The 24,095-nt window shown below is 52.7% G+C and carries 22 protein-coding genes; 5 read left to right on the top strand and 17 right to left on the bottom strand.

What is annotated here, in order from left to right; translation table 11 throughout:
- The first annotated feature begins 32 nt into the window (after window positions 1-32).
- Window positions 33-1,088 (top strand): Gfo/Idh/MocA family protein, encoded by a 1,056-nt coding sequence (locus SNR34_RS05685; protein ID WP_486181392.1) that lies wholly within the window; start codon window positions 33-35, stop codon window positions 1,086-1,088.
- A 74-nt stretch (window positions 1,089-1,162) separates the two neighbouring features.
- Here the strand turns inward: SNR34_RS05685 and SNR34_RS05680 are convergent, their stop codons facing one another.
- Window positions 1,163-2,482 carry a glycoside hydrolase family 125 protein gene (locus SNR34_RS05680; protein WP_486181391.1) on the bottom strand — a complete coding sequence of 440 codons (1,320 nt, stop codon included), beginning with the start codon at window positions 2,480-2,482 and terminating at the stop codon, window positions 1,163-1,165.
- A 178-nt stretch (window positions 2,483-2,660) separates the two neighbouring features.
- Between SNR34_RS05680 and SNR34_RS05675 the strand changes: the two genes are divergently transcribed.
- Window positions 2,661-3,731: a LacI family DNA-binding transcriptional regulator gene (locus tag SNR34_RS05675; RefSeq protein WP_486181390.1), complete on the top strand. Its 1,071-nt coding sequence runs from the start codon at window positions 2,661-2,663 to the stop codon at window positions 3,729-3,731.
- Between the two features lie 438 nt (window positions 3,732-4,169).
- Here SNR34_RS05675 and SNR34_RS05670 read toward each other — a convergent pair whose 3' ends face one another.
- The 3 genes from SNR34_RS05670 to SNR34_RS05660 all read right to left on the bottom strand — a co-directional run bounded on the left by SNR34_RS05670 (window position 4,170) and on the right by SNR34_RS05660 (window position 7,012).
- Window positions 4,170-5,780 carry a hypothetical protein gene (locus tag SNR34_RS05670; RefSeq protein WP_486181389.1) on the bottom strand — a complete coding sequence of 537 codons (1,611 nt, stop codon included), beginning with the start codon at window positions 5,778-5,780 and terminating at the stop codon, window positions 4,170-4,172.
- Window positions 5,761-6,345: an RNA polymerase sigma factor gene (locus SNR34_RS05665; protein WP_486181388.1), complete on the bottom strand. Its 585-nt coding sequence runs from the start codon at window positions 6,343-6,345 to the stop codon at window positions 5,761-5,763. Before SNR34_RS05665 ends, SNR34_RS05670 begins: the two co-directional genes overlap by 20 nt.
- A 160-nt stretch (window positions 6,346-6,505) precedes the next feature.
- A complete protein-coding gene (locus SNR34_RS05660; RefSeq protein ID WP_236420152.1) occupies window positions 6,506-7,012 on the bottom strand; it encodes a mismatch-specific DNA-glycosylase in 507 nt (168 codons plus the stop codon).
- Between the two features lie 119 nt (window positions 7,013-7,131).
- Between SNR34_RS05660 and SNR34_RS05655 the strand changes: the two genes are divergently transcribed.
- Window positions 7,132-8,052 carry an AEC family transporter gene (locus SNR34_RS05655; protein WP_236420153.1) on the top strand — a complete coding sequence of 307 codons (921 nt, stop codon included), beginning with the start codon at window positions 7,132-7,134 and terminating at the stop codon, window positions 8,050-8,052.
- Window positions 8,053-8,192: 140 nt separating this feature from the next.
- Here SNR34_RS05655 and SNR34_RS05650 read toward each other — a convergent pair whose 3' ends face one another.
- The 8 genes from SNR34_RS05650 to SNR34_RS05615 form a co-directional block, all read right to left on the bottom strand.
- Window positions 8,193-8,723 carry a hypothetical protein gene (locus SNR34_RS05650; RefSeq protein ID WP_236420154.1) on the bottom strand — a complete coding sequence of 177 codons (531 nt, stop codon included), beginning with the start codon at window positions 8,721-8,723 and terminating at the stop codon, window positions 8,193-8,195.
- A gap of 78 nt (window positions 8,724-8,801) precedes the next feature.
- Window positions 8,802-9,317 carry a hypothetical protein gene (locus SNR34_RS05645; RefSeq protein WP_486181387.1) on the bottom strand — a complete coding sequence of 172 codons (516 nt, stop codon included), beginning with the start codon at window positions 9,315-9,317 and terminating at the stop codon, window positions 8,802-8,804.
- A 15-nt stretch (window positions 9,318-9,332) separates the two neighbouring features.
- The gene (locus SNR34_RS05640) at window positions 9,333-11,213 is read right to left on the bottom strand and encodes an S-layer homology domain-containing protein (RefSeq protein ID WP_486181386.1); all 1,881 of its coding nucleotides are present in this window, start codon (window positions 11,211-11,213) and stop codon (window positions 9,333-9,335) included.
- A gap of 271 nt (window positions 11,214-11,484) precedes the next feature.
- A complete protein-coding gene (locus SNR34_RS05635) occupies window positions 11,485-11,736 on the bottom strand; it encodes an RNA-binding protein (RefSeq protein ID WP_236420157.1) in 252 nt (83 codons plus the stop codon).
- Between the two features lie 238 nt (window positions 11,737-11,974).
- A complete protein-coding gene (locus SNR34_RS05630; protein ID WP_486181385.1) occupies window positions 11,975-12,499 on the bottom strand; it encodes a GNAT family N-acetyltransferase in 525 nt (174 codons plus the stop codon).
- Between the two features lie 186 nt (window positions 12,500-12,685).
- The gene (locus SNR34_RS05625) at window positions 12,686-15,298 is read right to left on the bottom strand and encodes a polynucleotide kinase-phosphatase (protein ID WP_486182407.1); all 2,613 of its coding nucleotides are present in this window, start codon (window positions 15,296-15,298) and stop codon (window positions 12,686-12,688) included.
- Window positions 15,299-15,381: 83 nt separating this feature from the next.
- Window positions 15,382-16,803 carry a 3' terminal RNA ribose 2'-O-methyltransferase Hen1 gene (locus tag SNR34_RS05620; RefSeq protein ID WP_486181384.1) on the bottom strand — a complete coding sequence of 474 codons (1,422 nt, stop codon included), beginning with the start codon at window positions 16,801-16,803 and terminating at the stop codon, window positions 15,382-15,384.
- A 42-nt stretch (window positions 16,804-16,845) separates the two neighbouring features.
- Complete coding sequence (locus SNR34_RS05615; protein ID WP_486182406.1) at window positions 16,846-17,646, bottom strand: nucleotidyltransferase domain-containing protein; 801 nt, start codon at window positions 17,644-17,646, stop codon at window positions 16,846-16,848.
- Between the two features lie 487 nt (window positions 17,647-18,133).
- Here SNR34_RS05615 and SNR34_RS05610 point away from each other — a divergent pair, with 487 nt between their 5' ends.
- Complete coding sequence (locus tag SNR34_RS05610) at window positions 18,134-19,489, top strand: helix-turn-helix transcriptional regulator (protein ID WP_339276433.1); 1,356 nt, start codon at window positions 18,134-18,136, stop codon at window positions 19,487-19,489.
- Entirely contained in the window at window positions 19,437-20,327 is an 891-nt protein-coding gene (locus SNR34_RS05605; RefSeq protein WP_486181383.1) for a WYL domain-containing protein, read from the top strand. The genes SNR34_RS05610 and SNR34_RS05605 overlap by 53 nt, the downstream gene beginning before the upstream one ends.
- Window positions 20,328-20,440: 113 nt before the next feature.
- On the opposite strand, the gene SNR34_RS05600 is transcribed toward SNR34_RS05605, so the two are convergent.
- From SNR34_RS05600 to SNR34_RS05580, 5 genes are all read right to left on the bottom strand, one after another.
- The gene (locus SNR34_RS05600; protein ID WP_486181382.1) at window positions 20,441-20,941 is read right to left on the bottom strand and encodes an LURP-one-related/scramblase family protein; all 501 of its coding nucleotides are present in this window, start codon (window positions 20,939-20,941) and stop codon (window positions 20,441-20,443) included.
- Window positions 20,942-21,033: 92 nt separating this feature from the next.
- Window positions 21,034-21,771 carry a hypothetical protein gene (locus SNR34_RS05595; protein WP_339276427.1) on the bottom strand — a complete coding sequence of 246 codons (738 nt, stop codon included), beginning with the start codon at window positions 21,769-21,771 and terminating at the stop codon, window positions 21,034-21,036.
- Entirely contained in the window at window positions 21,768-22,466 is a 699-nt protein-coding gene (locus tag SNR34_RS05590) for an ABC transporter ATP-binding protein (RefSeq protein WP_236420165.1), read from the bottom strand. Before SNR34_RS05590 ends, SNR34_RS05595 begins: the two co-directional genes overlap by 4 nt.
- A complete protein-coding gene (locus tag SNR34_RS05585; RefSeq protein WP_236420166.1) occupies window positions 22,450-22,854 on the bottom strand; it encodes a GntR family transcriptional regulator in 405 nt (134 codons plus the stop codon). The genes SNR34_RS05590 and SNR34_RS05585 overlap by 17 nt, the downstream gene beginning before the upstream one ends.
- Window positions 22,855-23,029: 175 nt before the next feature.
- Window positions 23,030-23,899, bottom strand: a complete 870-nt coding sequence (locus SNR34_RS05580; RefSeq protein WP_486181381.1) for an aldo/keto reductase — start codon at window positions 23,897-23,899, stop codon at window positions 23,030-23,032.
- Window positions 23,900-24,095: the final 196 nt, after the last annotated feature.

The raw sequence follows: 24,095 nt of genomic DNA, 5'->3' as shown, positions 1-24,095 counted from the left end.
TCGAAACCATCGTGTATAAAGGAGATGATCGCATGAACGAACGTTACCGGGTCATCGTGGCGGGATGCGGGGCCATGTCAGGTACCTGGGTCGACTATGCCATGCAAAGGCCGGATACGGCCATCGTCGGATTGGTGGACCTTCAGCCGCAGCAGGCGGCTGCGCTTGCAGGCCGACACGGGCTGGACTGCCCCACGTTCACCGATATCAACGAAGCCATTGCAGCTACGGGAGCCAATATCGTCTTCGACGTGACGATACCGTCGAGCCACTATAACATTGCCATGACTGCCTTGCGGCAAGGCTGCCACGTGTTCGGCGAGAAACCGTTGGCCGAAACCATCCCCGAGTGCCGGGATATCGTGCGCCTCTCCGGCGAAACGGGACAGCTGCAAGCCGTCATGCAAAATCGGCGCTTCGATCCGCGCATACGGGCGTATCGCAGCCTGATCGCGGACGGCACGATCGGCAAGGTTGGTTATGCCGGGGCAGACTTCTTTCTCGGGCCGCATTTTGGCGGCTTCCGTGAAATCATGGACAGCCCGCTGCTGCTGGACATGGCCATTCACACCTTCGATCAGGCCCGGTTCATTCTCGGCGCCGATCCGGTGTCGGTCTACTGCCATGAATTCAACCCTCCCGGTTCGTGGTATAAGGGCCATGCCATGGCCTTATGCATTTTTGAAATGTCCGACGGCTCGGTGTTCAATTACCGCGGTTCATGGTGTGCCGAAGGCGCGCCCACATCGTGGGAAGCATCCTGGCGGGTTATCGGGGAAAAAGGGTCGGCCATCTGGAACGGACACGACGAGATTTACGCAGAATCTGTTGTAACGGAACGTTTGGACGAGAACGGGAAACTGACCTTTTTCCAGCCTGCCGAACGAATTGAAGGCGTGATTCCTGCCATGGACAAAACCGGACACCACGGCTGTCTGGAGGATATGTTCGACGCGCTCGAAACCGGACGTTTGCCGGAAACGCATTGCAGCGACAACCAGTACAGCATGGCCATGGTGCTCGGCTCTCTGGAAAGCGCACGCATCGGGCAAAAGGTATGGATTGCTGACCTGCTCGGCAGCGTATAGGCATAGATTTTCAATACAATAAAGAACAGGCCCTTTCAGCGGATTCACCGCGATGTGGGCCTGTTTTATCGCAGCTATAATAACCCCTTATCCATTGCCTTGCGCACAAGCTGGGCAAACAGGCTGTTCGACCAGGCAAACCACGGTCTCGTAAACGTGGACGGATCATCCGCAGCAAAACCTTCATGCATGTACCCGGTTCCTGCGTCGGTGCTTTCAAGCACTCCGATCATCTCCAGCATTTCTTCGTCAGTCTCTGCCGTAAGCCCCTGCATGGACAGTGCCATGTGCCAGATATAACCCTCGGGGGTATGCGGGCTGCCGATGCCTTTGGCTGCTTTCCCTTCGAAATAAAACGGATTGTCCTTGCTGAGGATGAACCGCCGCGTATTCCGATAAACGGGATCGTCCGCCGGCACGTATCCGAAATACGGAATGGACATCAATCCGGGCGTGCCCGCATCATCCATCAGGCAATAGTTGCCGTAGCCGTCGGTCTCATAAGCATAGATTTTGCCATATACCGGATGGTTGTAGGTGCCGTACAGCGCGATGCCATGCCGGATCTCCTCCTCCAAGGATGCCATCCTCCCCACAAGCCGTTCATCCCGGAATACCCATCTTGCGATTTCTCCCATCTGTTTCAACGTTACGGCGGCAAACATGTTGGCCGGAATATTGTAGTGAAAATCGCACGCATCGTCGCTTGCGCGAAAGCCCGACCAGATCATTCCGGTATAATTGACCGGCATGCCGAGCCCTTCATTGCGCAGTGTATCATGCGCAGGACAATTGCGCCGCATGAAACGATAGGGCGACCGTTCCGCATGCCGCTGCTCGGTTTGCCACAGCTTTACCGTCATTTCCATCACCCGTTTGAAGCGTTCGTCGAAGATGTCCGTCAATTCCGTTTCCCGCCAATACGCATATGCGAGCCGCATCGAAAAACAGAGGGAATCCAGCTCAAACTTCCGCTCCCATACCCATGGGGACATTTCAGTTTCATCGTTGGCATCCCAGTGCCAGCCGTTTGCCGTTTCGTTGAACGCGTTGGCATACGGATCGATCTCGGCATAAAACATATGCCGTTTGACCAAGCCGCCAATGATGCGCTGCAGCTGGGCATCCTTTTTGGCAAACGGGACGTAGTGCATCACCTGCTCCACCGAGTCGCGCAGCCACATCGCGGGAATGTCCCCCGTAATGACAAACGTTGTGCCGTCGTCCAGCAGCTTCGTCGTCGTTTCCAGCGTGTTCGGAAAACAGTTGCGAAATTGCTGGAGCAATCGCGGCCTGTCCCGCAACCGCTCTTCCGCTTGAGTCAAAACATCTTGTACGGCCTGCGGCAGCTCCAGCCGCGGCATGGCAATCTGCGGTAATCTGAACTGTTCCATCGATATCGTCTCCCTTGGGATGAATTAGGTTGGATTTTTAGGTGGAGCGAATGCGTGTTGTTATTTTTGTTTTGCTAAATTATAATAACGTTATTATATTTGTAATGTACTATGTATGTACACGTCCGTCAATTGTTCATGCCGTTCACATCACTTTCTTCGATGAAGGAGCCTTGCCATGTCACGAAAAATTTCCATCCAAACGCTGGCCGACCAGCTCGGACTGTCCAAATATGCGGTATCCCGTGCCCTCGGCGGCAAATCGGGAGTCAGCGAAGAAACGCGCGCACGCGTGCTCGAATTAGCCCGAACGCTCGGATATCGCCAACACACGCCAGGCATTACGTCCACGCCGATAGCCAATGCAGGAGCAGACCCTCACAGGCCACCGAGCCCGCTGTTTGCCCTGATCTGCATGAACCAATCCAATCTCAGCGAGCCGCATTATTGGCAGCGCGTGCTGTCCGGCATGATATCTGCCTGCGATGAACGGGGATGGCATCATGCTATCGTTTCGCCTTCACTGTCTGCCGAGGATGACCGCCTACCGCCGGAGCAAGCCCTCGCTCCGCATCTCGACTGGGCGCATTGCGCAGGGATCGTTGTCATGGGTGCATTCCCGCATACCGTGATGAAGCGGCTGTCGAAAACGGGACGCCCCCTCATTCTGGTGGATCACCATGATCCGCTCCTGAACTGCGACACCGTCAGCCATGACAACCTGGAGGCGGGCATGACCGCCGCACAATACCTGCTGTCCGTCCGCTGCCGACGAATCGGGCTGATCACCGACGACGGCCGGGCCACCAGCTTTGCCCAGCGCAGAATGGGCATGGAGCTGATGGTCAAGCAGGCGCAAGCACAAGATGGCGTGACCGCAGCGCTGCGCGAATGGAGCATTCCTTATGAGCACGGCGATTGGCTTGAACAGTTGGCCCGCGAGTTTCGCCGGCTGCCTGAAGCAGAGCGTCCGGACGCCTGGGTTGGCGTCAATGACGACATTGCGATGCGATGGATGCGCAAGCTGCAGGACATGGGCTTCTCCGTGCCGGGCGATTGCCGTGTGCTCGGCATCGACAACGTACACGCGGCCGCCTCTGCGATTCCCCCCCTGACAACGGTTCACCTGTGCAAGGAAGAGCTGGGGCAGCGTGCAATCGAATCGCTGCAGCGCCGCATGGAGCGGCCCGGTTCGCCGAGAGAAACGATTATGCTGTCCACCAACCTGATCCCAAGGGACTCCGCGTAGCTTCTAGCATGCGGGCTCGGCTCGGGGGTATGGGTACTTGCCGTATGCTGAACCTTCAACAACAAAAAAGAGCGAAATTCTCCCGGACAACAGTGCCGGAAGCTTTCGCTCCTTTGTCTCTACATCTCCATTTTGACTCTTACGAACCTCACACATCTTATTCGGGCCATTTTGGAAAATTGAATTTCTTACGAACGTCAGACACCTTATTGTGGCCATTTGAGCGCCAGGAACTTTTATTTTCACGCCAATAGCGTGTCTGTGATTCGCAAGAAATTTCTTTCCCTGAAAATTCGTTTAATAACGTGCGTCAGGTTCTTTAAAGCCTGATCCGTTTCACGCGCAAAGCTTCTCAGACACTGCCCTAACGCATTCGGAGCCTCGTTATCTACCAATCTACACAATTCAATCCCCGGCAGACATCGTCATGATCCGATCTCATTGATTCAACCAAGGCAGATGCTCCGATGAAGGAAGCTCCACCTCCCAATCGACGTCTTGATAATCATGAGTCTCCAAGGTGCGCTTCAAGGTCAGTTTGGTGCCTTTGTTTTGAGAAAATCCCCGAATAATGTACTTCAGATTCGCCGAAACAAATTTTCCACCATATTCAGAAGCAGTAGAGGTTCCGGCGATTTCCACTGTGTATTGCTCGCCATGCTCGTCTACTGCGACCCAGTGATCGGCTTGTGCTTCTTTCTGCCAGAACGAGCCTGAACCTTCAAGAATTAGATCCCCCCTATCATCTAATACACTTATCGGCTGGTTACCAGATACCCGGACGTGACCATACCCATAGTCGCTCAGTACCAGCTCATCCCCAGACTGTTCAAATTTCACCGGCTGCTCGCGGATCCGGTCCAAATCAATCTCTATTGATTTCTCATCTTTGACAGGCAAGGTGTACCCGTCCAGTACGAAGCGAATCGGTCCCGCGCCTAATGTGACGAATTCGGGGTCCCACATTTCCGACAGCTTCAGCACGCTGCCATTCCCGCTCAGTCCGGTCGTATCGCGAAGGCTGTATTTTGCCTTACGAGCACCGCTACGGCTGCCGTTGAATATTCGATATTCCTGGGTAGCCGGGATCTCCAGATGGTACAGAATCTCCACTTGGTTTTCCCAACCCTCTCCCACCTTGGCAAGAAGCTTATCGTTCAGGCTTATATCCAGATCAAGACGTGTCCCGGTTGGCGTTTGCAGCAACTGCTTCATTTGCAAACGAAGCCCTTCCGGCGTCACATAGCTTTCGTTCATTGCCTTCTGCACGGCATATGTTTTGGCTTTGGCCAGATCGATTCCAAATTGAAAGCTCCAATCGACATAGGCCGTTTCATCGGTATACGTTCGGCTCTTCGCATCATATACATTGCCTACATTAAGGTGATTCAGTTCCCCTCGCACCACAATCCGATCCGGAACGTCATCATGCAGCTGAAAAACAAACTGGCTGTACTTCAAGCTTTGTATATTTACCTCTACTTCGGAGACCACGGATTCTCCCTTCTCATCCGTGATATGGATCCTGCTAGGGTCTGGTGTAATATAAATGGGTCCTCTTCCATCCGGTGCAAACCCTTGAAGTGTCAGCACAATCCGTGAACGATCCACCAGCACTTCTTCGATTTGCAGCGTATAACCCTGATCCTCAATCCGGATATTCGGATTAACGACCAGTCCGAGCGGTTGCAGGCGCTTATAATCATTGACCAGATTGTTGATCCTGAATTCATCCGGTACCGGTATATCCGGGAGTGGCGGATTTACCGCATTGATCGTACTTCTCGCAGCTGGCTGCTGCTGCACCCACTCCCAAGCAAACCACGCTCCACCAACCAGCAGCAGCAGCGCCGCAGCAGAAACGGCTGCACGTTTCATCCTTTTTCCGGGAAGCTTGATCTGCGCTCCAATCGGATTCCCTTGCTCCTTTTTATCGATGGATATCCCATCCAGCTTCTCCATGACGCGCAGCGTAAACTCCGACTCGGGCTGTTCATGAAACAAAACGCGCTCCCATTGCCGGTCCTCTTCACTTGGAATAGGCTTCATATATCGATAAACCTCCCTTGCGGTCCATTTGTTTTCTAAGAGCTTTTTTGCCACGATACAGCGCATTGCGCACCTGGAGCTGGTTCATGCCCGTAATGCGTGCGATTTCCTCATAACTCAGCTCATTCGTGTACTTCAGCAATAATACGAGGCGATACGCTTCCGGCAATCGATCGAGCTGCTGCACGATCTCGCGTTTCATCTCCTGCTGCAGCACCGTTTTTTCCGGCGTTCCCTCCTCGGCAGCCTCCACCAGTTCCAGGGTATCTGCGACCATAACGGGTTTCTGCTGGCGTATGAAATCGCGCATCCGATTCACCGCAATCGTGTAGATCCAGGCCGAAAAGCTCGAGCCTTCCCGCCGGGTCGCCAAATTCCGGTAAACACGGATAAACGTATCCTGCGCCAAATCCTGCGCATCTTGATGGCTCGCGCCCATTCCGCGCAAAAGGCCAAACACTTTATTTTTGTACCGGTCCACAATTATGGCAAACAGCTGCTTCTCCCCCGCCACAATGCGCCGAACCAGCTCATCCTCCGGGATTTCAGGCATATGCTGTGTCATTGTATCCCCCTTCTCTACAGCGTCCATGCATGGTTCTGTACTCTATAGACGTCCTCTCCCCCTGAAACTTCTCACTTTGGCAAAAAAAAGAATTCACCCTTTCCCGCAAAAGTGCGTTTGGGGTGAATTCGAAAGACTGATGCCGCTTGCTATTCGCTTCCTATTTCCCGGCCACAAACTCGCTAAGCTGTGCATAAATGGCCACGATTTCATCCATGGACATGCGTACCAGCCCGCTGGAGGAAGGAGCAACAAATTCATGGATTTCCGGGACGACCGGGTCGTCCTGAAATCCCCAATCCGTTTTTCCGCGTTTGCTGTACTGGGCGTATACACCTTTGCCGACGAAGCAGGCCACTTGCGGCCGGTATTCCTCCAGCTTTTGTTTCAAAATGAGGCGTCCCTCCGCATACTCCTCGCGCGTAATATCCTCTACGCCTCTCGTGGGGCGGGCCACGATATTTGTGAATCCATACCCCAGCTTGAGCAAATCTCCGTCCTCTTCCGGTGCATACAGACGTGGAGTCAAGCCCGAACGTTCGAGAATGCGCCAAAAACGATTTCCTTTATAAGCGTAATGATGGCCCGTTTCGCCAGACGTCAGGCTTGGATTAAAACCGATGAACAGAATGGACAAGCCATAATCGAGATGGTCCGGAATAGCCATAAATTACCCTCCGTTTCATTTTTTAAATTGCGTCCTCGGATATATGCATGAAGTGATATAATGAGTAAAGTGTTTTTCGAAACCGGATTGAATCCCCATGAAAAAGGAAGCTGAACTCGATGATTTTTGACATCATACTGGAAGTCGTCCTGCCCGTCTTTCTCCTGATCGGAGTCGGGTCCTGGATGCAAAAGATTTTTAAGCTCGATTTATACACCCTCGCCAAAATCAACTTTTACTGCATCACTCCCGCCGCCGTATTCATGAGCATGTACCATTCCGACATGTCGGGCGAGCTGCTCGGGACGGTTACGCTGTTTTACGCCATTTACGTCATCGTTCTATATGTTCTTGGGTCAGCAGTCTCCCGGGCGCTCAAACTGAATAAAGGCATGAAAGCCGCCTTCAACAACAGCATCATGCTGGACAATGCAGGCAATTACGGGCTGCCGATCAATGCGCTCGTGTTCCGCGGCGATCCGCTGGCCTCTTCCATACAGGCCCTCGTCATGTCGCTGCAATCGCTGCTCACCTTTACGTTCGGCGTTCTGTCGATCCAAGGGGCCAAGCTCAAAGGCAATTACCGCGCGGTCATCATCGGCTTTCTGAAAATGCCCGTGCCTTATGCGCTGCTGCTCGGCCTTCTATTCCAGATGTGGCATGTTCCGCTGCCGACCTTCCTGTCCATGCCGCTCACGTACGCGCAGCAAAGCATGGTCGCCGTCGCGCTGCTGACGCTGGGAGCCCAGATCGTCAAATATCCGATCAGGCTGTATCGCCTTGATGTGTATATTAGCACATTTTTGCGCCTCTTGATCGGTCCAGCCATCGGCATCTCCATCGTGCTGCTCCTGGGCATGCAAGGCGTCGCCGCTCAGGCGCTGATCATCGCTTCCGGCATGCCGACCGGCGTCAACGCCTCCATTTTGGCGGAGGAATATGACAACGAACCGGATTTCGCGGCTCAGACCGTGCTGATCTCCACCTTGCTGAACATCATCACGATTACTGCGCTGATCTCGTTTGCAAGAACGTTCTGAGCATATGGATTCGACTACGATCCTCCTTTCATAGATCTAAACCAAAAACGTTCAACCCAAAAACCTGTCCGGTATTTAAGAGCCGGACAGGTTTTTGGGTTGAGTATTGCAAGTATGCATCCAGATCGCTGGATCTTCGATTAGCGAGCTTCTTCTTGATAGGCTGCCGCTTCTATTTTATAGTTGCCGGCCTTATTAAACACCACTTTGAATGTAGTATCCATGGACGGGCTGGTCACTGTGGCTAATTTGTTGGAGCTGGCGTAGAACACTCCGTTTTGTGTAAAACCATTCAATTTTACTGCCTCATTATTGATCATTTGATACACAGTCACATCGTCATTCGTTTCCACATAGGTATTATCTTCTGTTCTGGTGATGTTGAACTCGTAACGAATATTGTCATAATTTTGGCTCACGGTGGCACGCAGCGTCAGTTCTTTCTCTTCTCCTGCGTTTACCTCTTGAGTCGGGAGTACATTGACTTCGGCGCCGCTCGAGTTGATCCAGCTCAGCATGTATGTAGGTTCTTCCGGAGCATTTACCTTGAACGTAGCGGTGATCTCGTTGGAAAGAGTGATGTATGGCGCTGCTCCCGCATAGGCGGGGGCAACCATGGTAAACAGGGCGGAAGACAACAACAACGCTTTTATGAATGCAGGGGTTTTCATTGGATTTGATCTCCTTTTTCATGATTTGACGGTGAATTCGATGTTCACACGGTATATGATTTGAATCGGTACTCACCTTTAAGAAGGAACTTTTATGGCTACAACTTTGATCACATACTCGCCAGCAGTGTTGAATTTCAGATTATACTTGAAGTCTTGGCTTGGCGTAGAAATCGAAGGGTAAAAATCAGAGAAAATCACCAGATCTCCGATTCCATTCACACTTCCTGTTTCAGCATTTCCAAGGGAACCTTCAACGTACTCGGCCAGTTCCACGTCACCATTCTGCATGGTTGTACCGTCGGTACGAGTTATGGTGAACTTCAATTCAACGTTTGTATAAACTTGAGAGGTGATCGCGCGAACGGTTACATTCCTGCTGTCCCCGCTATTAACAGTTTGAGGCGAAAGTATGTCCAACAATTCATCATCGCCGACCCATTTCAGCACAAAGCTAGGTGTCACGGGTTTGACCGTGAATGTGGCCGAAACCGTATTAGATACCTTTTGGGATGAAGCAGCATACGTAGGGGCAGCCATCATTAATAATGCCGAGGAAAGCAACAAAACCTTTACAAATCTGGTCGTTTTCATTGAATTAACACTCCTTTAGTATTCATGATGTTCATGCTTAACGGCAGTAATCTTCACGCTGTAGGTGCCCGGTTCGCCAAATTCCACTTGAAGGGACAACGTTTCCTTGGAAGTCGTCGGAGAATCGTCTGTTTTGGTAAGCAGCCAGCCGTTCCCCAGCTTCTCGTACTCATACCCTTCCGCACGAATAAACTTCGCTTGACTGGAAGGTTCGCCGTTCTCATCCGTCCATTGGAACAGGTAGCTTATATGCTCAACGTTGTTGGCCACTTCAAGGAGAGGCTCCGATGTGAAAGTGATGGTCTTGGCTTCGCCTGGCGTTGTCACAACGATGTTGGAGTTCTCGTTCCCGATCGTCAGCTTCAACGGCAGCCTGACATCCAGCTTCAGCTGAGCCTTCTCCGCTACCCCTTCCACCTTGCCCGAAAATACGTATACTCCCGGCACTTTGATGTGAACCGCACCATCTTTAATTTGCACGCCTTCAGGCGCGGTCCAGGCCACTGTCCGGTTTACCGTCGTGTTGCCGTCCAAACGCACGGACACTTGAGCAGGAAGCACGTACGCTTTGTCGACCTCTTGTATTTTGTTAATCGTTGGGATTACCGGGGCCGAGGAATTGCTATCGCTCCCGGAACTGCTGCTTCCAGAACTGCTACTGGTGCCCGATCCGCCGGAAGCAGCGGTTTGCGTTTCCCGGGGTTGTCCATTAATGAGCTGAATTTTGCCCTGGTTAATGCCATAATCCTTGACCAGGTTCGGCACAAGCCGTTTGTCCGGAACGATAATGTCGTTAATCTCGCCGGTTTCTTTCAACACGATCGAAGATCCGTCAACGGCAGTCTGGCTCACCGTCAAAGATTGAATTGAAGAATTTCCTGTCAAGCTCAGCTGGGAAGCCGTGGCAAGCTCCAGTTGATTCGACGTCACGTCGTGCAGCTCCAATGACGTTTTAGGTGCTCCTCCGGCGACGATTTTGCCTGCAACGGTCAAATGCTGGAGCTTGATGTGGTCTCCCAAAATCGTGATATTGCCGGAAACGCGGAGACCGCCGCCATCGAGGGTCAAATTGCTTTTGGAGGCAGGCACGGTCAAATCCACGATCTCCTGAATCTTGAAACCGGAGGTCAGCTTTACCTTTAATGTCGAACCGGAAAGCAGCTCTTTGTTGCCTGCGGTAAAGAGTGCCTTCATGTCATCCGTCACCGGATATTGGAAGGCACCGATGCGAACGATGCTTTCGTTTACGAACGTCAGCTCCAATTCACGGTTTTGCGGTTCCTGAAGGGCATCCATCAAACGAGTCAAAAAGACCGCGATTTCTTGCCGTTCCGTCGGTTTGTTCAAATCCAGCTTGCGACCGTCCCCTTGCAGCAAACCAAGCTCCAGAGACGTTTCAATGCTTTGTTTACGCTCGGGAGAGCTTACTTCACCTTCAGGCAGCGCAGTCTTTCCTTCTCCCCTCGCTCCGGTTGCTTGGACAAAAATCGACAGCAGCTCTTCCCGGGTAACGACGTCCGTAGGACGAAAAGGCTCATCGGGACGCCCCATCAATCCCTGGTTCAGCACACGCTGAATGCTGTCGGCAGACCAACTGGACGGATGAACGTCCGAAGGCAATGTTACCGACGATGCACTCGCTGGAAGCTGCAGCGCGCGCACAAGCAGTTCGGCCACTTCCTGGCGGGTGATCGGTTTGCGCGGTTTGTACGTTCCGTCATCGTATCCGTGGGTAATGCCTTTTTCATTCAAATAGGCAATCGAATCCAATGACCAATTGGATGCCTGATGGATGTCGGAAAAGAGCAGATCCGACGCTTGCGCGGAAGCAAAAGGCGCCTGAAGCTGACTGAGCAGGGTGACGCTGAGCGTCGTACGCAGAAGCCACTTGTTCACAAATATTGTCTCCCTTCGACAACAGATCGGAGGTTCATGGAGGTCATTCCTACTATTCAGCAGGATGACAGATCATGAAAACACTACCTTAGTCCTGAATTTTATTAGTTCAATAACCCCACTTTAACAAACCCGTTCTAAACAAATTCCAAACATGCGTAAAAACGCAAAAAAGTTCACATGTAACCCTCGAAGGATCCATGTGAACTTCTCATGATCGTGTACAAAAAACATGGCAGCTGCAAGGAAGCGATCGCCCTGTCGCAAAGAATCAGGACTCAAACGTCGTTCGATCGGGAAAATTCCCGCCTTCCCTGAACAAATACCGAACCAGCCGCTGCGCTGCCCGATTGAAATAAAAGCTTGAATTGACGCCCTCGACCCGGACCGGCTCCAATTCCTTGACGCTTTCTTTGATCTTATTCATTTCGATAAGTCCCATCTTGCGCTCATCCGGCCCGAATCGATAAATAACCTTCTCATCGTCCTCCGCCTGTTTGACCAGCAGAATCATGGATGCCATGCAGGTTACCCCCTATCGTTACTAACTGAGATTTCAATAAAAACATGCTTATTATCATTATCTCCCAGATCAGGGGGTAATCATATAGGGCTTTGGTTCGTTTGGGTATCCGGAATATCCCGGTCTCGCCTTTCCACAACCGGACCAACGTCCCTATGATTGGATGGCGATCCGTTCCCTGAAACGGTTTCCTTATAAACAATCGCTCAACATGAATCCATTCATCCTGCCGTCCGCCTTAAGAAATCAACCACGAATAACGGCTGCGATGGGTGTACACCTCCTCGGCATGAACAATCGCGGGAATGACATCTCCCCCTTTGTACAAAATCCGGTCCGCAAGCCTCTCTACGGGAACATGGTACGAAATTCGCAGCGCTCGGATCAGCATCGGTTCCAATAGCGCAACAAAGCAATTCAACCGGTGAAATTCCGCAAACTGTACGGCGGCCGACAACAGTTCGGCAACATAAGGCCCGCGGTGCGAGGATAACACGGCCAGCTTGTCAATTTCGGCAACCGCCCCGGAACCATTGGCGACCAGCGGATGATCTTGGAAATCACATACTTCATTGATATTACTTTCTCGGGAAAAGGGCTTGATTTCCGCCGTCCCGACGTAGCGTCCCTCCTCCGTGATGACGACATATCTTTCCAGAAATTGTTTCGAGTATTCCAGTTCATACCCTTTCTCGGCCCAAACCGTAGTCCAGATCCCATTAAACATGACCAGTTCCAACTCGTTTTCCACCACTTTGAACATCGTTTTCCCTTCCTCTCTCGCGCCAAATCAACGAATATAACCAGGTTTATCCGACGATGAAGACCTTTGAACAACGGGAATCAATCTCAAAAAAACAGTGATTATCAAACAGCATTCCGGAAAATCATCACATGAAGAAAAAGGCAAGCTTGCAAGGCCCCTTTCCCATAAACTTGCCTGCATCCGCTACAATCGCGGATCGATCCGCTCGGATTCGAGCGCCAGCGCTGCCAATATACACTCGTGAATGCGTTCTACAGGCTCACGGCGAACAAAGCGGTCGATCGCTTCCATGCCCAGCGCGCTTTCCATCAGCGCATGACGCTCCTTTCTGGACGTTCTTCGTTTGCGAAGACGTTCCAGATTCTCGGGGGCCAGGTAATCCATGCCATAGATGATGTGCAGGTAGGAACGCCCTCTTACTTTGATCGCAGGCTGGATCATGTTGTCGCCGTTCCACGCACGGAACCTGTCCGGCTTGACCACGATTCCCTCATGCCCCTCTGCCGTCATTTCCTCCCACCAGCGGACAGCTTCCTCTTCCTCCGCTTCGTTCGTAATGACGCGATACTCCGTCTCTCCGATCAGCGAAGACATTCCGGCCAGTTCGCGTCCCTGCTCCATATGCCACTCGTGCGACTTGTCCCAGAACGTCCCGGTGCTATGCGCTAACACATGAAATGGAGCTATTGCAATATCGTTTAGATCATTCACGTCCCAACAGTATTTCTGGAACACGTCACGGAACAGCCCCGCATTTTCGCGTTTTCTCTCCGTTACCCGGAGCCAGTCTTCCACATGCCGGCCGGCAGCCAGCGCTTTGCCCAACTGATCCAGCAATACGTCCCGATCCATCATCGCCGCCTCGGCCACATGGGCATATTGGGACGAAATTAACTCACGCGCTTTCAGGTTCCATGGCACGATTTCGGCGTCCAGCAGCACAAACTCGGTGGAGTGCCGTTCAAAGTAACCGTTCGCCCGAAGATCCGCGTGCAATCGGGACAGCACCTGGCGTTCCGTCTCCGGGTCGAAGAAGGATCTGCCTGACCGCGTCACGATATTGCCCAGCATCGGCCTTCCTACCCATTGCAGCCCTGCCGCTTCATCGCGGAATAGAAGGAGCACTGCCCGGCTGCCCATATGTTTTTTCTCGGCTACCATGCGGGTCACTCCCTGTGCCCGGTAATACTGAAATGCGTCGCGTGGATGCTCCAGATACCCATCGACGGAGCAGGTTCCGGGCGGCGGGCTCATCGTAGGCGGCACATACACCAATTCTTCGAGCGGTACGGTAAAATGCGAGAACGTATCGATCGCGGCTCTCGCCTGCTCCCCGTTAATGGAGACATTCATCCGCGAGCCCGTCTGAACCGCGAAGCCTTCCGTGAACTTGCGCAGATTCGGCGCGGCGAACCGCCGCCGTTCCCAGCGCCGCAGCGGGCTGTCCGGGTCCCCCGCGTAATCCTGCCGCGCGGGAACGCTAACGGCTTGCCGCTCAGGCATCCTCCATGCGGTCAGCATGCCGCCGAATACCACGCCCTGATCGATGTTCACCGTATCGTTCACGATGGTGGGGTAAGGCCTCGGATCATGACCCCACACGATGCACTCGCCGGATTTGTGGTCCACGTACCAATCCTTGCGCATCGGCCGACCCGCAGCGTCCGTACCCTCCACGTCGCCGTACCGGCAGTAATCCTGGATGCGCGCCGACTGTTTGCCGATAAAGTGATCCCGAATGCCTGCGTGGGCAACAACCACTTGCCTGATGCCGTTTCGAGTGAATACGAGATGCGAGGGAGCCTCCTGCAAAAAATGCTTCAATGCGTCTTTGAATTGGCGAGCCGCTTCTTCGCCGCGCTCTTCTTCAAACCGGCGCAATTCCTGCTCGACCAATTCGTCGCCATGGCCAAGCGTGACGTTGCGCCCATCCAGATAACGCGCGATCTTCCAGCCATGGTTGCTGTCCACCATGTAAGCAAGTCCTGCGGCACAATGTTGGTGCCAAAACATTAGGCTTGGGAGAGACTTCGGTCCACGACTCGTAACATCGCCTACCGAGACCAGCTTGCGGCCTTCCGGATGACGAAACAGCCCATCCCCGTCGCGATTTACATAACCGAGCTTTTCGATCAGCTCCATCATTTCGTCGTAACAGCCGTGGATGTCGCCAATGATATCGATTCCTGTGCCGATGTCGATCATCAACGGGTTCTCTCCCCGGACAAACGCAATATCGTCCGGCTGCTTCAAGACATACACCGCATCAAATCCGTCTTCGCGAACTCCGCGCTGCGTGCGTTTGAATTGCTGCACCTGCTGCTTGACCCGTTGGCGTCCGCGCGGATGTTCCCTTCCGGCATCACGCGCCAGCAATTCCTGTTCCGGAATGTCCAGCACAACGGCAATAACCGGCACATGCGCCTTGCGGGCAATATCCACCAAGCGTTGACGGTCCTCCGGATACAGATGCGTGGCATCGATCCACGTCAGCTTGTTCAAACGGCACCGCATGCCGACAAGCGACTCCAGTGCTTCAAACGCCTTCGCCGATACCTGCTGATATTCCGCGTAAATGACGTCGGCTTCACTGCGCGGACGGTTCCGCCAATCCACGTATTCGTCGTCTCCGATCAGCATGCGGAACTGGTCGGAAGATACCGCCTCGGTAGACAGAAGGGCACCTTCGGCAACGAGCCGCCGCAGCAGCGTCGTCTTGCCGCTGCCCGATGGCCCGACCAGCACGACGATGCCCGCATGCGGCATGCGAACCACGCGGTGATGTGCCCTATCCACTGATTTTGCGTCAGCTTGATCCTTGTTTGTATCTTTGCCTGTCCCTCTTTCCTTCTTCAGGACATGTGTGTTCCGATCCTCTTTCATGCGTTCCGCTCCTTTCCTTGCGTGAAGATCACCAACTGTGTCGGTTGCCCGAAACCGGCTGCTTCTTCCCCGATTCCCCGGATGTCGTAGGTGTAGCCGCTATTTCGTGTCCATGCCTTGCAGCGTTCGGCCAGCTCAGCTCGGCTCCACTCGAATCGGTGATCGTGATGACGCATGCTCTCCTGCTCCATTTCGTAGACAGCGTTATACTCTCGATTCGGCGTTGTTACGATAAGCGCTTTAGGCCGGTAATCATGCAAGAGCATCTCCATGATGCCGCTAAGGCGATACTCCTCGACATGCTCGATGACTTCACACAATATCATGACGTCCTGGTCTTGCAGTTGTTCGTCAAAATAAAACAGGGATCCAATCACGGCCTCCGGCAAAGCGACGACATCCCTGCGCTCCTCCAGTTTCGCAAAGCGTTCCATGGCTCGCAGGCGGGACTGTCCGGAAGGTTCTACGGCCAGAATGGATTCCACGCCGGCCATATAGGCCAGCCGCGCAGACAGCTTGCCTTCCCCGGCACCCATGTCCACGATGCGCTTGCGTGCCGGAAGCTCGGCCACCATATCGACAATCGTCCGGTAGCGCAGCTCATTCAAGCGAACGGGCCGCTCTTGGGGCGATTCCATGTCCGGGCTTTCCATGTCTGGGCCTTCCTCCTTCTGCTCTACTGCACGCACTGCCGAAATTGGCCCGGCAACTCGTTCATACTGCCGGATCAGATCGGAGAACCTCAACGTGCGGCGCACGATCAGTTCCTTCAACGGATGTTCGTCCAACCACCCGCTGCCGTATCGTCTCAGCTTATCGATTTCGTCCTCTCCGATGAAATAGTGCTTGTAATCGTCCAACACCGGAATCAGTACGAACAACTGGCGCAGGGCATTCTGTACCGTCGCTTTCCCGCGCAGGGAAATGCGGCGCACCGTGCTTCTTTTTTTCAACTCGAACGCATAGGATAACTCGCCGCGCTCCACGGACACCTCATACCCGACATGAGAAAATAAGCCTTCCACCACGTTATCCGGCAGATCCGAGGCAACCGGGCCAAAGGTCAGCTCCAGGTCAAACGGATGCTCCACCCACTGCAGATAAGGCTCCTTCGGTTTGCCGTTTAATGCAGTTCCGAGTGCAGAGCGAATGTAGGAGCAAAACAAGCTGCTCGTCACAAACTCCCGGTCATTGATATATTGCGTGATATCGTAGCCTTCCGGCGTGCCTTTAACCAAATCCACCGGGTCCGGCTCGGCATGAATCAACACTTCTGTATCGTTCTCTTCGTCCCTGGTATACACCATTCTGACGCGAACGCCTTTGTCCGTCCGATCATAGACGTTCTGCGGATGTTTGGCGAGCAAATGCGAAACGGCACCCGCGCCGTCTCCGCTAGCCCTGATCATGAGATGCATTCAAATTCGCCTCCTTGCAATTCATTGATGTACCGCTCGAATTTACTCCGATGCTGCCCATACCTCATCCAGCGCGGCACGGAAAATACGATCCAGCTTGGCAACATCGACGACCGTTTCATGGGCCATGGCGGCTGCACGCTGTTCATACCACACGATCCGTTCCTTCAGAAAAGCGTGAATGGCCGGCAGCTGGGGTTCCAGATCAAGCTCGTCGCCGGATTTCTTTCGCCGCAACAACTCTGTAATTTCGGAGTATAAAAGCGTGTCTGCCGGAATTAACTCATCTACGAGCTGCCCAAATTCCATCGGCGGCATCGTATTGTGGCGTTCGATCCAACCGCAGGCCAGCAATGGCCGCAGCACGTAAAAATACTTTTTGATCTTGACGCGTTCGCCCTGCAAGTAATCGCGAAAATTCCCTTTGGCCATGTTCAGGTAATGGTACATGCATGACTTTGGCGAAAAGGTAAGCGGCGACAACCCACGAATACGTTCGGCTACGCTATACCGTTCATCGTATTGGATCGGGGATTGCAGCCATTCCAGCAGCGGCGGGTTTGACTTGCGGAACAGTTTCAACGCTTTGCGCAAATCCCAGCCATTGATGTCGAGCTGATCGCTGATCGGAACTTCGATCACATCCCTCTGTTCTTCGATAGAGAGATACCATTCCAAAGGCCTGACGTATAAGAAACGCACATCGTAGTCGCTGTCCTGCGAGGGAAAACCCCATGCACGACTGCCTGATTCGCAAGCATAGATGATTTTCACCTGCTCGTCCCGTTCGATTCGCTCCAGTTCCTGCCGTATCGTGTGTTTCATCTCTTCTTGAATGTTCATGTTCATCTTGTTCAACTCCTTCCGCACCATGGTTCGTGCTTCAATGGTTCGTGCTTCAATGGTTCATCGTTCACTGGCTCTTCCTCTTCATTATGCCTCGCGTGCGCGTGAGGGAACATGGCGAAAGTATGGCGAGATGTCCGTTAAATGCATCTATATAAACTGTAAAAACATACACACGTTAACGAAGAGGCAGAACCAATCTGAAGAAGCGAAGCGTTCGCCTTTATCACCGGATTTTTCCCTTAGAAAAGGGGGATTCAAAAAAATCTGGGGATAACAGCGATCGGAAGATGGTACTGCACTCGTAGTGGCCTAGTGTGATTGATTAATGCAGTTTCAATATTTCCAATATGGGCACTCCTTCATGAAACATGCCGGGAACCCTGTTACAATAGAGGATACACATCTGACAACAGCAGCAAACAGGCAACGTCGGGCATTCGGGTCGGCCCCACCCGACATCAGCCATTGGGGAGTGAAACGCATGGCCAAAGAAAGCTTTGACAAGGAAATCCAGTTTCTTCGCATGCTCTCGCTGACAAGCGGGGCTTACAGCCGCAAGCAATACGCAGAGAGACTTGGCATATCTATACATACGTTCGACAAAACGACCCGCCGTTTAAAGGAAATCGTGCAAACCGTCGCAGAGCAGCAAAGCGCGCCTGAACAAGGAGTCGAAATAGCAGACCTCATCCGGTTCCAATACGGGGATTCCGCAGAGCCTCTGTTGCTGTTTCTGTACCGGGCCAAATCGATGAAAGAAACCGAGGTACAGCGCTTATCCGTTATTTTGCATGCCCTTCAGGATGAACCGCTTACTGCCATGGAGCTGCTGGATGCTTGCTGCGAGGGAATGCCTGAAGACATGGCGCTGCCCGACGAAAAAACGATCCGTTCCGACCTGAAATACCTGGAAGAAGTCGGGGTCATTCGCAAGCAGCCCGGCGGCAGGCCATATCGCTACAAGCTGGAACAGGACGCGCTGACGGAACTGACGGCAGAGGAACAACTGGAGCTGTACGATTTTGTGGATATTATGGCGAATACTCAGGTTCCGTCGGTACAGGGCTACCTGCTGCGCGACAGTCTCAAAAAGGCCATTGCCGCGAGTTATCCGCAAGAAGAAGCGATGGACCCGTTCATTTACAAGTATCATTATTACTCGCGCATTCTCGACGAAGCCCATTTGTATCCTCTCCTTGCTGCCATCCGGGAGCGCAAAAGGGTACAGTTCATATACTACTCGCCCAAAAAACCGTCCAGTTACAGCTCGCAGAATACAAATCCGTTGTTCGAGCGCGAATCGGGCGGGCGGCTCAATCGCATCATCCCGCTGGAGATTGTATACGACCACCAGTACGGACGATGGTATGTCATCGGCTATCAGGGAAGACGCAGATTCGTCAAATTCCGGATGGAAGGCATTACCCAACTGGAGGAACAGGATGACATCGAGGAAAAATACATGAGTCGGCTGAAGCAGGAATGGGCAGAACTTAGCCGCTATAGCTGGCTTGTGGACACGGGCCAACCGGTGACGGTAAAGGTACGTTTCTTCCATCCTTTGCACAATGAACGCAATTTCATACTGGATCGCGTTCGGCTGCAAGGACAATGGGGAACGATCACGCCGGAAACGGACGAATCTTTCCTCTACGAAATCCAGGTCAACGGCACAACGGAAATCAAGCCATGGCTGCGCAGCTTCGGTTCCAGCTGCGAAGTGTTGGAACCGCGCAGGCTGCGGCAGGAAATGATCCAGGAATGGAAGGAGATTGCGGCGTATTATGAACCTGTTCGAGAAAATGTTCAATTACCAGATGATGACGAAGCTGAATGAAACCGGACTGTTTACCTGGACGGCGCAGGAACGCGCCTGGCTTCGCATGATGCTGGATCACCCGTCGGCGCAAGGCGCTCTGACCCCGCAGACACGCGAGAAGCTGGTGCACATGCTGGACGGGGAGCAAGACATGCAGCTTGGCGAGTATTTGACCGAAAAAGCAAAAAGCGAGGAAGCCAGCGTCCATCATCCGCTGTTGAAACCGCTGCGCGAGATGCTGCTGAAGCGGCAGGGCTTCCGGCTGACAGGCCGGGTGCGTCACGGGCGCGTCAGCCATGATCAGCTGGGATACCCGTATCGCCTCGAATATTCCATGGTCAAAAAGGAATGGTATGTCCTGTGGTACGCTCCGCGTTATCGCAAACTGATGGCTACCAAACTGCACAGCATCGTGGCCATAGAGCCCGTGGAGTTGAAGCCTGAAGATATCGGCCGCTACAACAGGCAGATTGCCCTGTTGACTGACCGCCGAAAAACAAGCATCACCATTGAAGTGCTGCCTGAATACAACCCCGAATTGTCGCGTATTCTGTACGCCTTCTCCTGCTTCGAGAAACAAGTCACGTACGATGAGCCTACACAAACTTATCGGATTGAGCTTAGCGTGCCTCGCGGCGAAATCGATTATGTCCTATCCAAAATGCGCTTTCTGGGCAAACGCGTACGCATCATCGAGGATGAGGTCTTACGTGGACGCATGTCCGAAACGGCAGCCAAAGTATTGGCTCGGTATGCCGAAAGTGACATGGAGGAGATCGGCAATGAAAAGGATAGGAAATCCAGGGGCATGAACAACAGCTCCATTGAAAAAAAGGAAATCAGCGGCAGCGTTTAGCATATCCTTGGGAAGGCTCAGCCCGCTCTCCATACCGAACGGAAAACATGCCAAAAAGCCCTGCTCGTTGCCAGGGCTTTTCTTCATGGCCGCTCCGTAAATACGCTATGATGCTACGTACTACTGCTGGATGCGGCCGAGTTACGTCTTTTGTTGATAGCATGTACGCCCATGACCACGGCGACCAATTCATAGCTATCGAGCTGATCGGATGTATTGCTTAGCATAAAAGCGCCCGAACTGAACCATCCACTCGTTCGCTGAAAGCGCGCAACCACGCTTCCATCCGTGCCCGCGATCTCGTAATCCTGGGAAAACGCAGGCGCATTCACGTCATATATGCCGCGCTGCCCGGCATCGTATTCGTACTTTTTGCTGAAGAAACTGAATCTGGCCCTCAACACGCCGAGCGGGTACCCATCCGCTCCGTCAATCTCCCATCGGTTGCTGAGCATGCGGAATTTCCCGCTGCACGCCAGGCCGGATCGGTCGTAAACATCCAGCGATGAACCCCATGCGCTTTTCAGATCCAGATAACCGGCCTGTTCCTGTGCATGATTCATGATCTCCGTATAACCGGCATTGAAGAAGTTATCCCTGAAGTAAAGTTCCATGATCCCCCTCCTTATGTGACAAAATTAACATTTCTGCCAAAAAAGACAATATATCATTTTTTACGTATAAGAGGGGGAATGGTTTCATTCACTCAGGCTTCCACCCTCCGATGGTTAAGATAAACCGTCACACCCACAAAGATGGCAGCCAACGCCACTTCAAAGACGATATGGCCCCACACCATCGAATCCCAGCCAAAATTCGTGGAGACAATGGAAATTTCGCTGCTGCTTTCCGTTACAACGAAAACATCCATCGGATTGATCCGTCCCGAGAAAATGATGTTATCCAGCCACGAAACCACGTTGGTTAACACGAAAAACGCAAGAATGCCGATCCAAGGGCCGGTTTTCCAGCGGAACGCCCCTGCAATGGAAATCGACAGGAAAATCGTAATGGCCATGAACATCGCGACCCACCAAGCAAAAAGGATAATCGCGGCCACCTTCGAAGGCCCAAATCCCATCATTTCAATAAAGTAGCCGAGGCCTGGCGTACCGTGCGCTGCTTTATAAATATAGAAATGAATAGCGGCCAAACCAAGCAAAACCAGTCCGCATATCGTGCCGAACAACAACGGTGACAGGACGTGGGACAATCCATGTACCGGTACAAGCCTTCGACTGTACGATCTCAGGTTGGACAGATAGGTGCGGATGACTTTGATGAAGATGGCTACGCCCACGCCAACATAACTGAATACCGCCAAAATCTCCTGCTGCGCAGGGAAGAAAAGCGCCATGGCAACCTGAATCGCGGCTAATACCACGAGCGAGGCAAGCAACCTGTTGAGGTTTTTTCTAAAATCGTATTTCAGCAATGTCATCATTCCGCATATACCTCCTTGAACATGTCATCCACGCTTTTCCCGTGCTGGAGACGAAGTGTCTCCACCTCTTCCTTCATTAACATTTCGCCTTCACGTATAAATACAACCTCATCGAAGATCCGTTCGATATCACTGACAAGGTGCGTTGATATGATCAGACTGCTATCTTCGTCGTAGAACTTGACGATGGCATCCAGTATTTTGCCACGGGCCACCGGGTCCACGCCTGCGATCGGCTCATCGAGCAAGTAAAGATGTGCTTTTCGGGAAAGCGCCAAGGTCAGCTGCAGGCGTTCATTCATGCCTTTGGACAGATTGCGTACCCGTTCCCCGGCATCAAGCTTCATGAAAGCAAGCATTTCACGGGCCTTTGCTTCATCAAAATCCGGAAAGAAATCCCGGAAATAAGCCACGGCATCACGCACCTTCATCCAGCTTTCGGTCAAGGGCCGATCCGGCATAAACGACACCAAGGTTTTCGTTTCCAGTCCAACGGGCCTGCCGTTGATCTCAATCGTTCCGCTGCTCGGATGCAGCAGACCTGCAGCCAGCTTCATCAGCGTACTTTTGCCGCTGCCATTGCTGCCCAACAAACCGACGATCTTGCCGGGTTCAATGCGCAGCGAAACATCGCGAAGCGCCCTTTTGCTGCCATAGTTTTTGCTGACATTGCTTAGTTCAAGAATGCTGCTCATGTCCAGTTCCTCCCTTTCCCTGCTGCCCTTCGGCAACGGCGTCCGCCACAATGGCCACAATATCCCGATCTTCGATGCCAAGCTCCTGCATGCCGGTCAGGAACCGCTCCAACAGTTCGCCGGCCATCTCTTTTTTGATCGTCATGATTTTCGCCTCCTCGCTAGTCACGTATCTGCCCAGTCCGCGCCTGGTTTCCACCACTTCTTCCCGCTCAAGCTCCTGGAACGTGCGCTGCACGGTATTGGGATTAATCTGCAATTCCGCCGCAAGCTCGCGAACCGAAGGAATCTTGTCGCCGGCCTTGAGTTTTCCGGTCACGATTTGTTTTTTGATATGCTGCATAATCTGCAAATAAATCGGCAAGTTATTGTCAAATTCCATAGCCATATCGTGTCTCTCCTTTCTGTAACGGTGTGTTAGTTACATAGTACACTGGTATTCTATTACTGTAAAGCCCATTTTCTAATTTTCAATAAAAAGCAGTTCGCACCCATGAAAAAAGAGCAGATGCATACATCTGCCCTTCAATCATTTCCTGTTCCATTGATGTTCAAAAAAAGAACTAGACCATATCCAGCGGGACTTTGCGCCCCGGTGCGGGGAAAGCCTCGTTGATCCGTTCCAATTCTTCAGCCGTCAGGACGATGTCCATCGCGGCGGCATTGTCTGCCACATGGTCCGGCTGCACCGCTTTCGGAATAGCTAGCACGTCACCGTCTCGTATAACCCAGGATAGCGCAATCTGGGCCGGTCGCACCGATCGGGCCGAGGCGATATCCCGAATGACCGGGTGCTCCAACAGATCCCGGCGCAATCGTCCCCCTTGGGCAAGAGGACAGTAAGCCATTACGGGGATGAGGCGCTCCCGCTGCCACGGCAGCAAATCATGCTCGATCCCGCGCGAAGCGGCATGGTACAGCACCTGATTGGCAGCGCACTGTTCTCCGCCGTGTATGCCCCATAATTCTTCCATGTCTTCCGTATCCAGATTGGAGACGCCCCAACGCAAAATTTTGCCGGACTTCTTCAGCCGCTCCAATTCCTGCACCGTCTCTTCCAGCGGTATATGACCGCGCCAATGCAGCAAATACAAGTCGATCCGATCCGTGTTCAACCGTTTCAGGCTGTTCTCGCAGGCGGTCTGCATGTGCTTGCGACCGGCATGATGGGGATACACTTTCGAAACGATAAATGCTTCGTCCCGACGGCCCTTTATAGCCTCGCCCGTCACTTCTTCCGCTCTACCGTCGGCATACATCTCCGCCGTATCGATCAGCGTCATGCCCAGCGCCAGTCCGCTCTGCAGCGCTCTCACCTCATCATCACGTTGATGGCTGCTTTCGCCCATATACCAAGTGCCTTGCCCGATGGCTGGCAATTCCGTTCCATCGGGAAGCCGCACCGTTCGTGCTTCTGCTTTGTTTCTGGTCATGTGTCTTCCTCCTTTTCCCGCCTGTTCAGAGCGATATTGGACGATTGGATTGAATGATGACCCTTTACGCTTTTCCAGCGCCATGGCGGGATTTCATCGAAATCAACCGCATTCAAGCCATATCTTCTAGGATTCGGCACCCCGTGAGCAATTCCTTTTCCGCAAACTTTACTTGATTTTAAAGTGTTGTCCAGGT

This window comes from Paenibacillus sp. XP01, assembly GCF_057364885.1.
This window is presented reverse-complemented; position numbering and strand designations above follow the sequence as displayed.

What these genes read in the sequence shown, in the direction of transcription:
- SNR34_RS05615 (WP_486182406.1), bottom strand. Translation starts at nt 17,646, where the DNA reads ATGAACATTCAAGAAGAGATGAAACACACGATACGGCAGGAACTGGAG.
- SNR34_RS05670 (WP_486181389.1), bottom strand. Translation starts at nt 5,780, where the DNA reads ATGAAGCCTATTCCAAGTGAAGAGGACCGGCAATGGGAGCGCGTTTTG.
- SNR34_RS05635 (WP_236420157.1), bottom strand. Translation starts at nt 11,736, where the DNA reads ATGGCATCCATGATTCTGCTGGTCAAACAGGCGGAGGACGATGAGAAG.
- SNR34_RS05590 (WP_236420165.1), bottom strand. Translation starts at nt 22,466, where the DNA reads ATGAGCAGCATTCTTGAACTAAGCAATGTCAGCAAAAACTATGGCAGC.
- SNR34_RS05645 (WP_486181387.1), bottom strand. Translation starts at nt 9,317, where the DNA reads ATGAAAACGACCAGATTTGTAAAGGTTTTGTTGCTTTCCTCGGCATTA.
- SNR34_RS05655 (WP_236420153.1), top strand. Translation starts at nt 7,132, where the DNA reads ATGATTTTTGACATCATACTGGAAGTCGTCCTGCCCGTCTTTCTCCTG.
- SNR34_RS05610 (WP_339276433.1), top strand. Translation starts at nt 18,134, where the DNA reads ATGGCCAAAGAAAGCTTTGACAAGGAAATCCAGTTTCTTCGCATGCTC.
- SNR34_RS05685 (WP_486181392.1), top strand. Translation starts at nt 33, where the DNA reads ATGAACGAACGTTACCGGGTCATCGTGGCGGGATGCGGGGCCATGTCA.
- SNR34_RS05675 (WP_486181390.1), top strand. Translation starts at nt 2,661, where the DNA reads ATGTCACGAAAAATTTCCATCCAAACGCTGGCCGACCAGCTCGGACTG.
- SNR34_RS05680 (WP_486181391.1), bottom strand. Translation starts at nt 2,482, where the DNA reads ATGGAACAGTTCAGATTACCGCAGATTGCCATGCCGCGGCTGGAGCTG.
- SNR34_RS05665 (WP_486181388.1), bottom strand. Translation starts at nt 6,345, where the DNA reads ATGACACAGCATATGCCTGAAATCCCGGAGGATGAGCTGGTTCGGCGC.
- SNR34_RS05595 (WP_339276427.1), bottom strand. Translation starts at nt 21,771, where the DNA reads ATGATGACATTGCTGAAATACGATTTTAGAAAAAACCTCAACAGGTTG.
- SNR34_RS05600 (WP_486181382.1), bottom strand. Translation starts at nt 20,941, where the DNA reads ATGGAACTTTACTTCAGGGATAACTTCTTCAATGCCGGTTATACGGAG.
- SNR34_RS05605 (WP_486181383.1), top strand. Translation starts at nt 19,437, where the DNA reads ATGAACCTGTTCGAGAAAATGTTCAATTACCAGATGATGACGAAGCTG.
- SNR34_RS05585 (WP_236420166.1), bottom strand. Translation starts at nt 22,854, where the DNA reads ATGGCTATGGAATTTGACAATAACTTGCCGATTTATTTGCAGATTATG.
- SNR34_RS05630 (WP_486181385.1), bottom strand. Translation starts at nt 12,499, where the DNA reads ATGTTCAAAGTGGTGGAAAACGAGTTGGAACTGGTCATGTTTAATGGG.
- SNR34_RS05620 (WP_486181384.1), bottom strand. Translation starts at nt 16,803, where the DNA reads ATGCATCTCATGATCAGGGCTAGCGGAGACGGCGCGGGTGCCGTTTCG.
- SNR34_RS05650 (WP_236420154.1), bottom strand. Translation starts at nt 8,723, where the DNA reads ATGAAAACCCCTGCATTCATAAAAGCGTTGTTGTTGTCTTCCGCCCTG.
- SNR34_RS05580 (WP_486181381.1), bottom strand. Translation starts at nt 23,899, where the DNA reads ATGACCAGAAACAAAGCAGAAGCACGAACGGTGCGGCTTCCCGATGGA.
- SNR34_RS05660 (WP_236420152.1), bottom strand. Translation starts at nt 7,012, where the DNA reads ATGGCTATTCCGGACCATCTCGATTATGGCTTGTCCATTCTGTTCATC.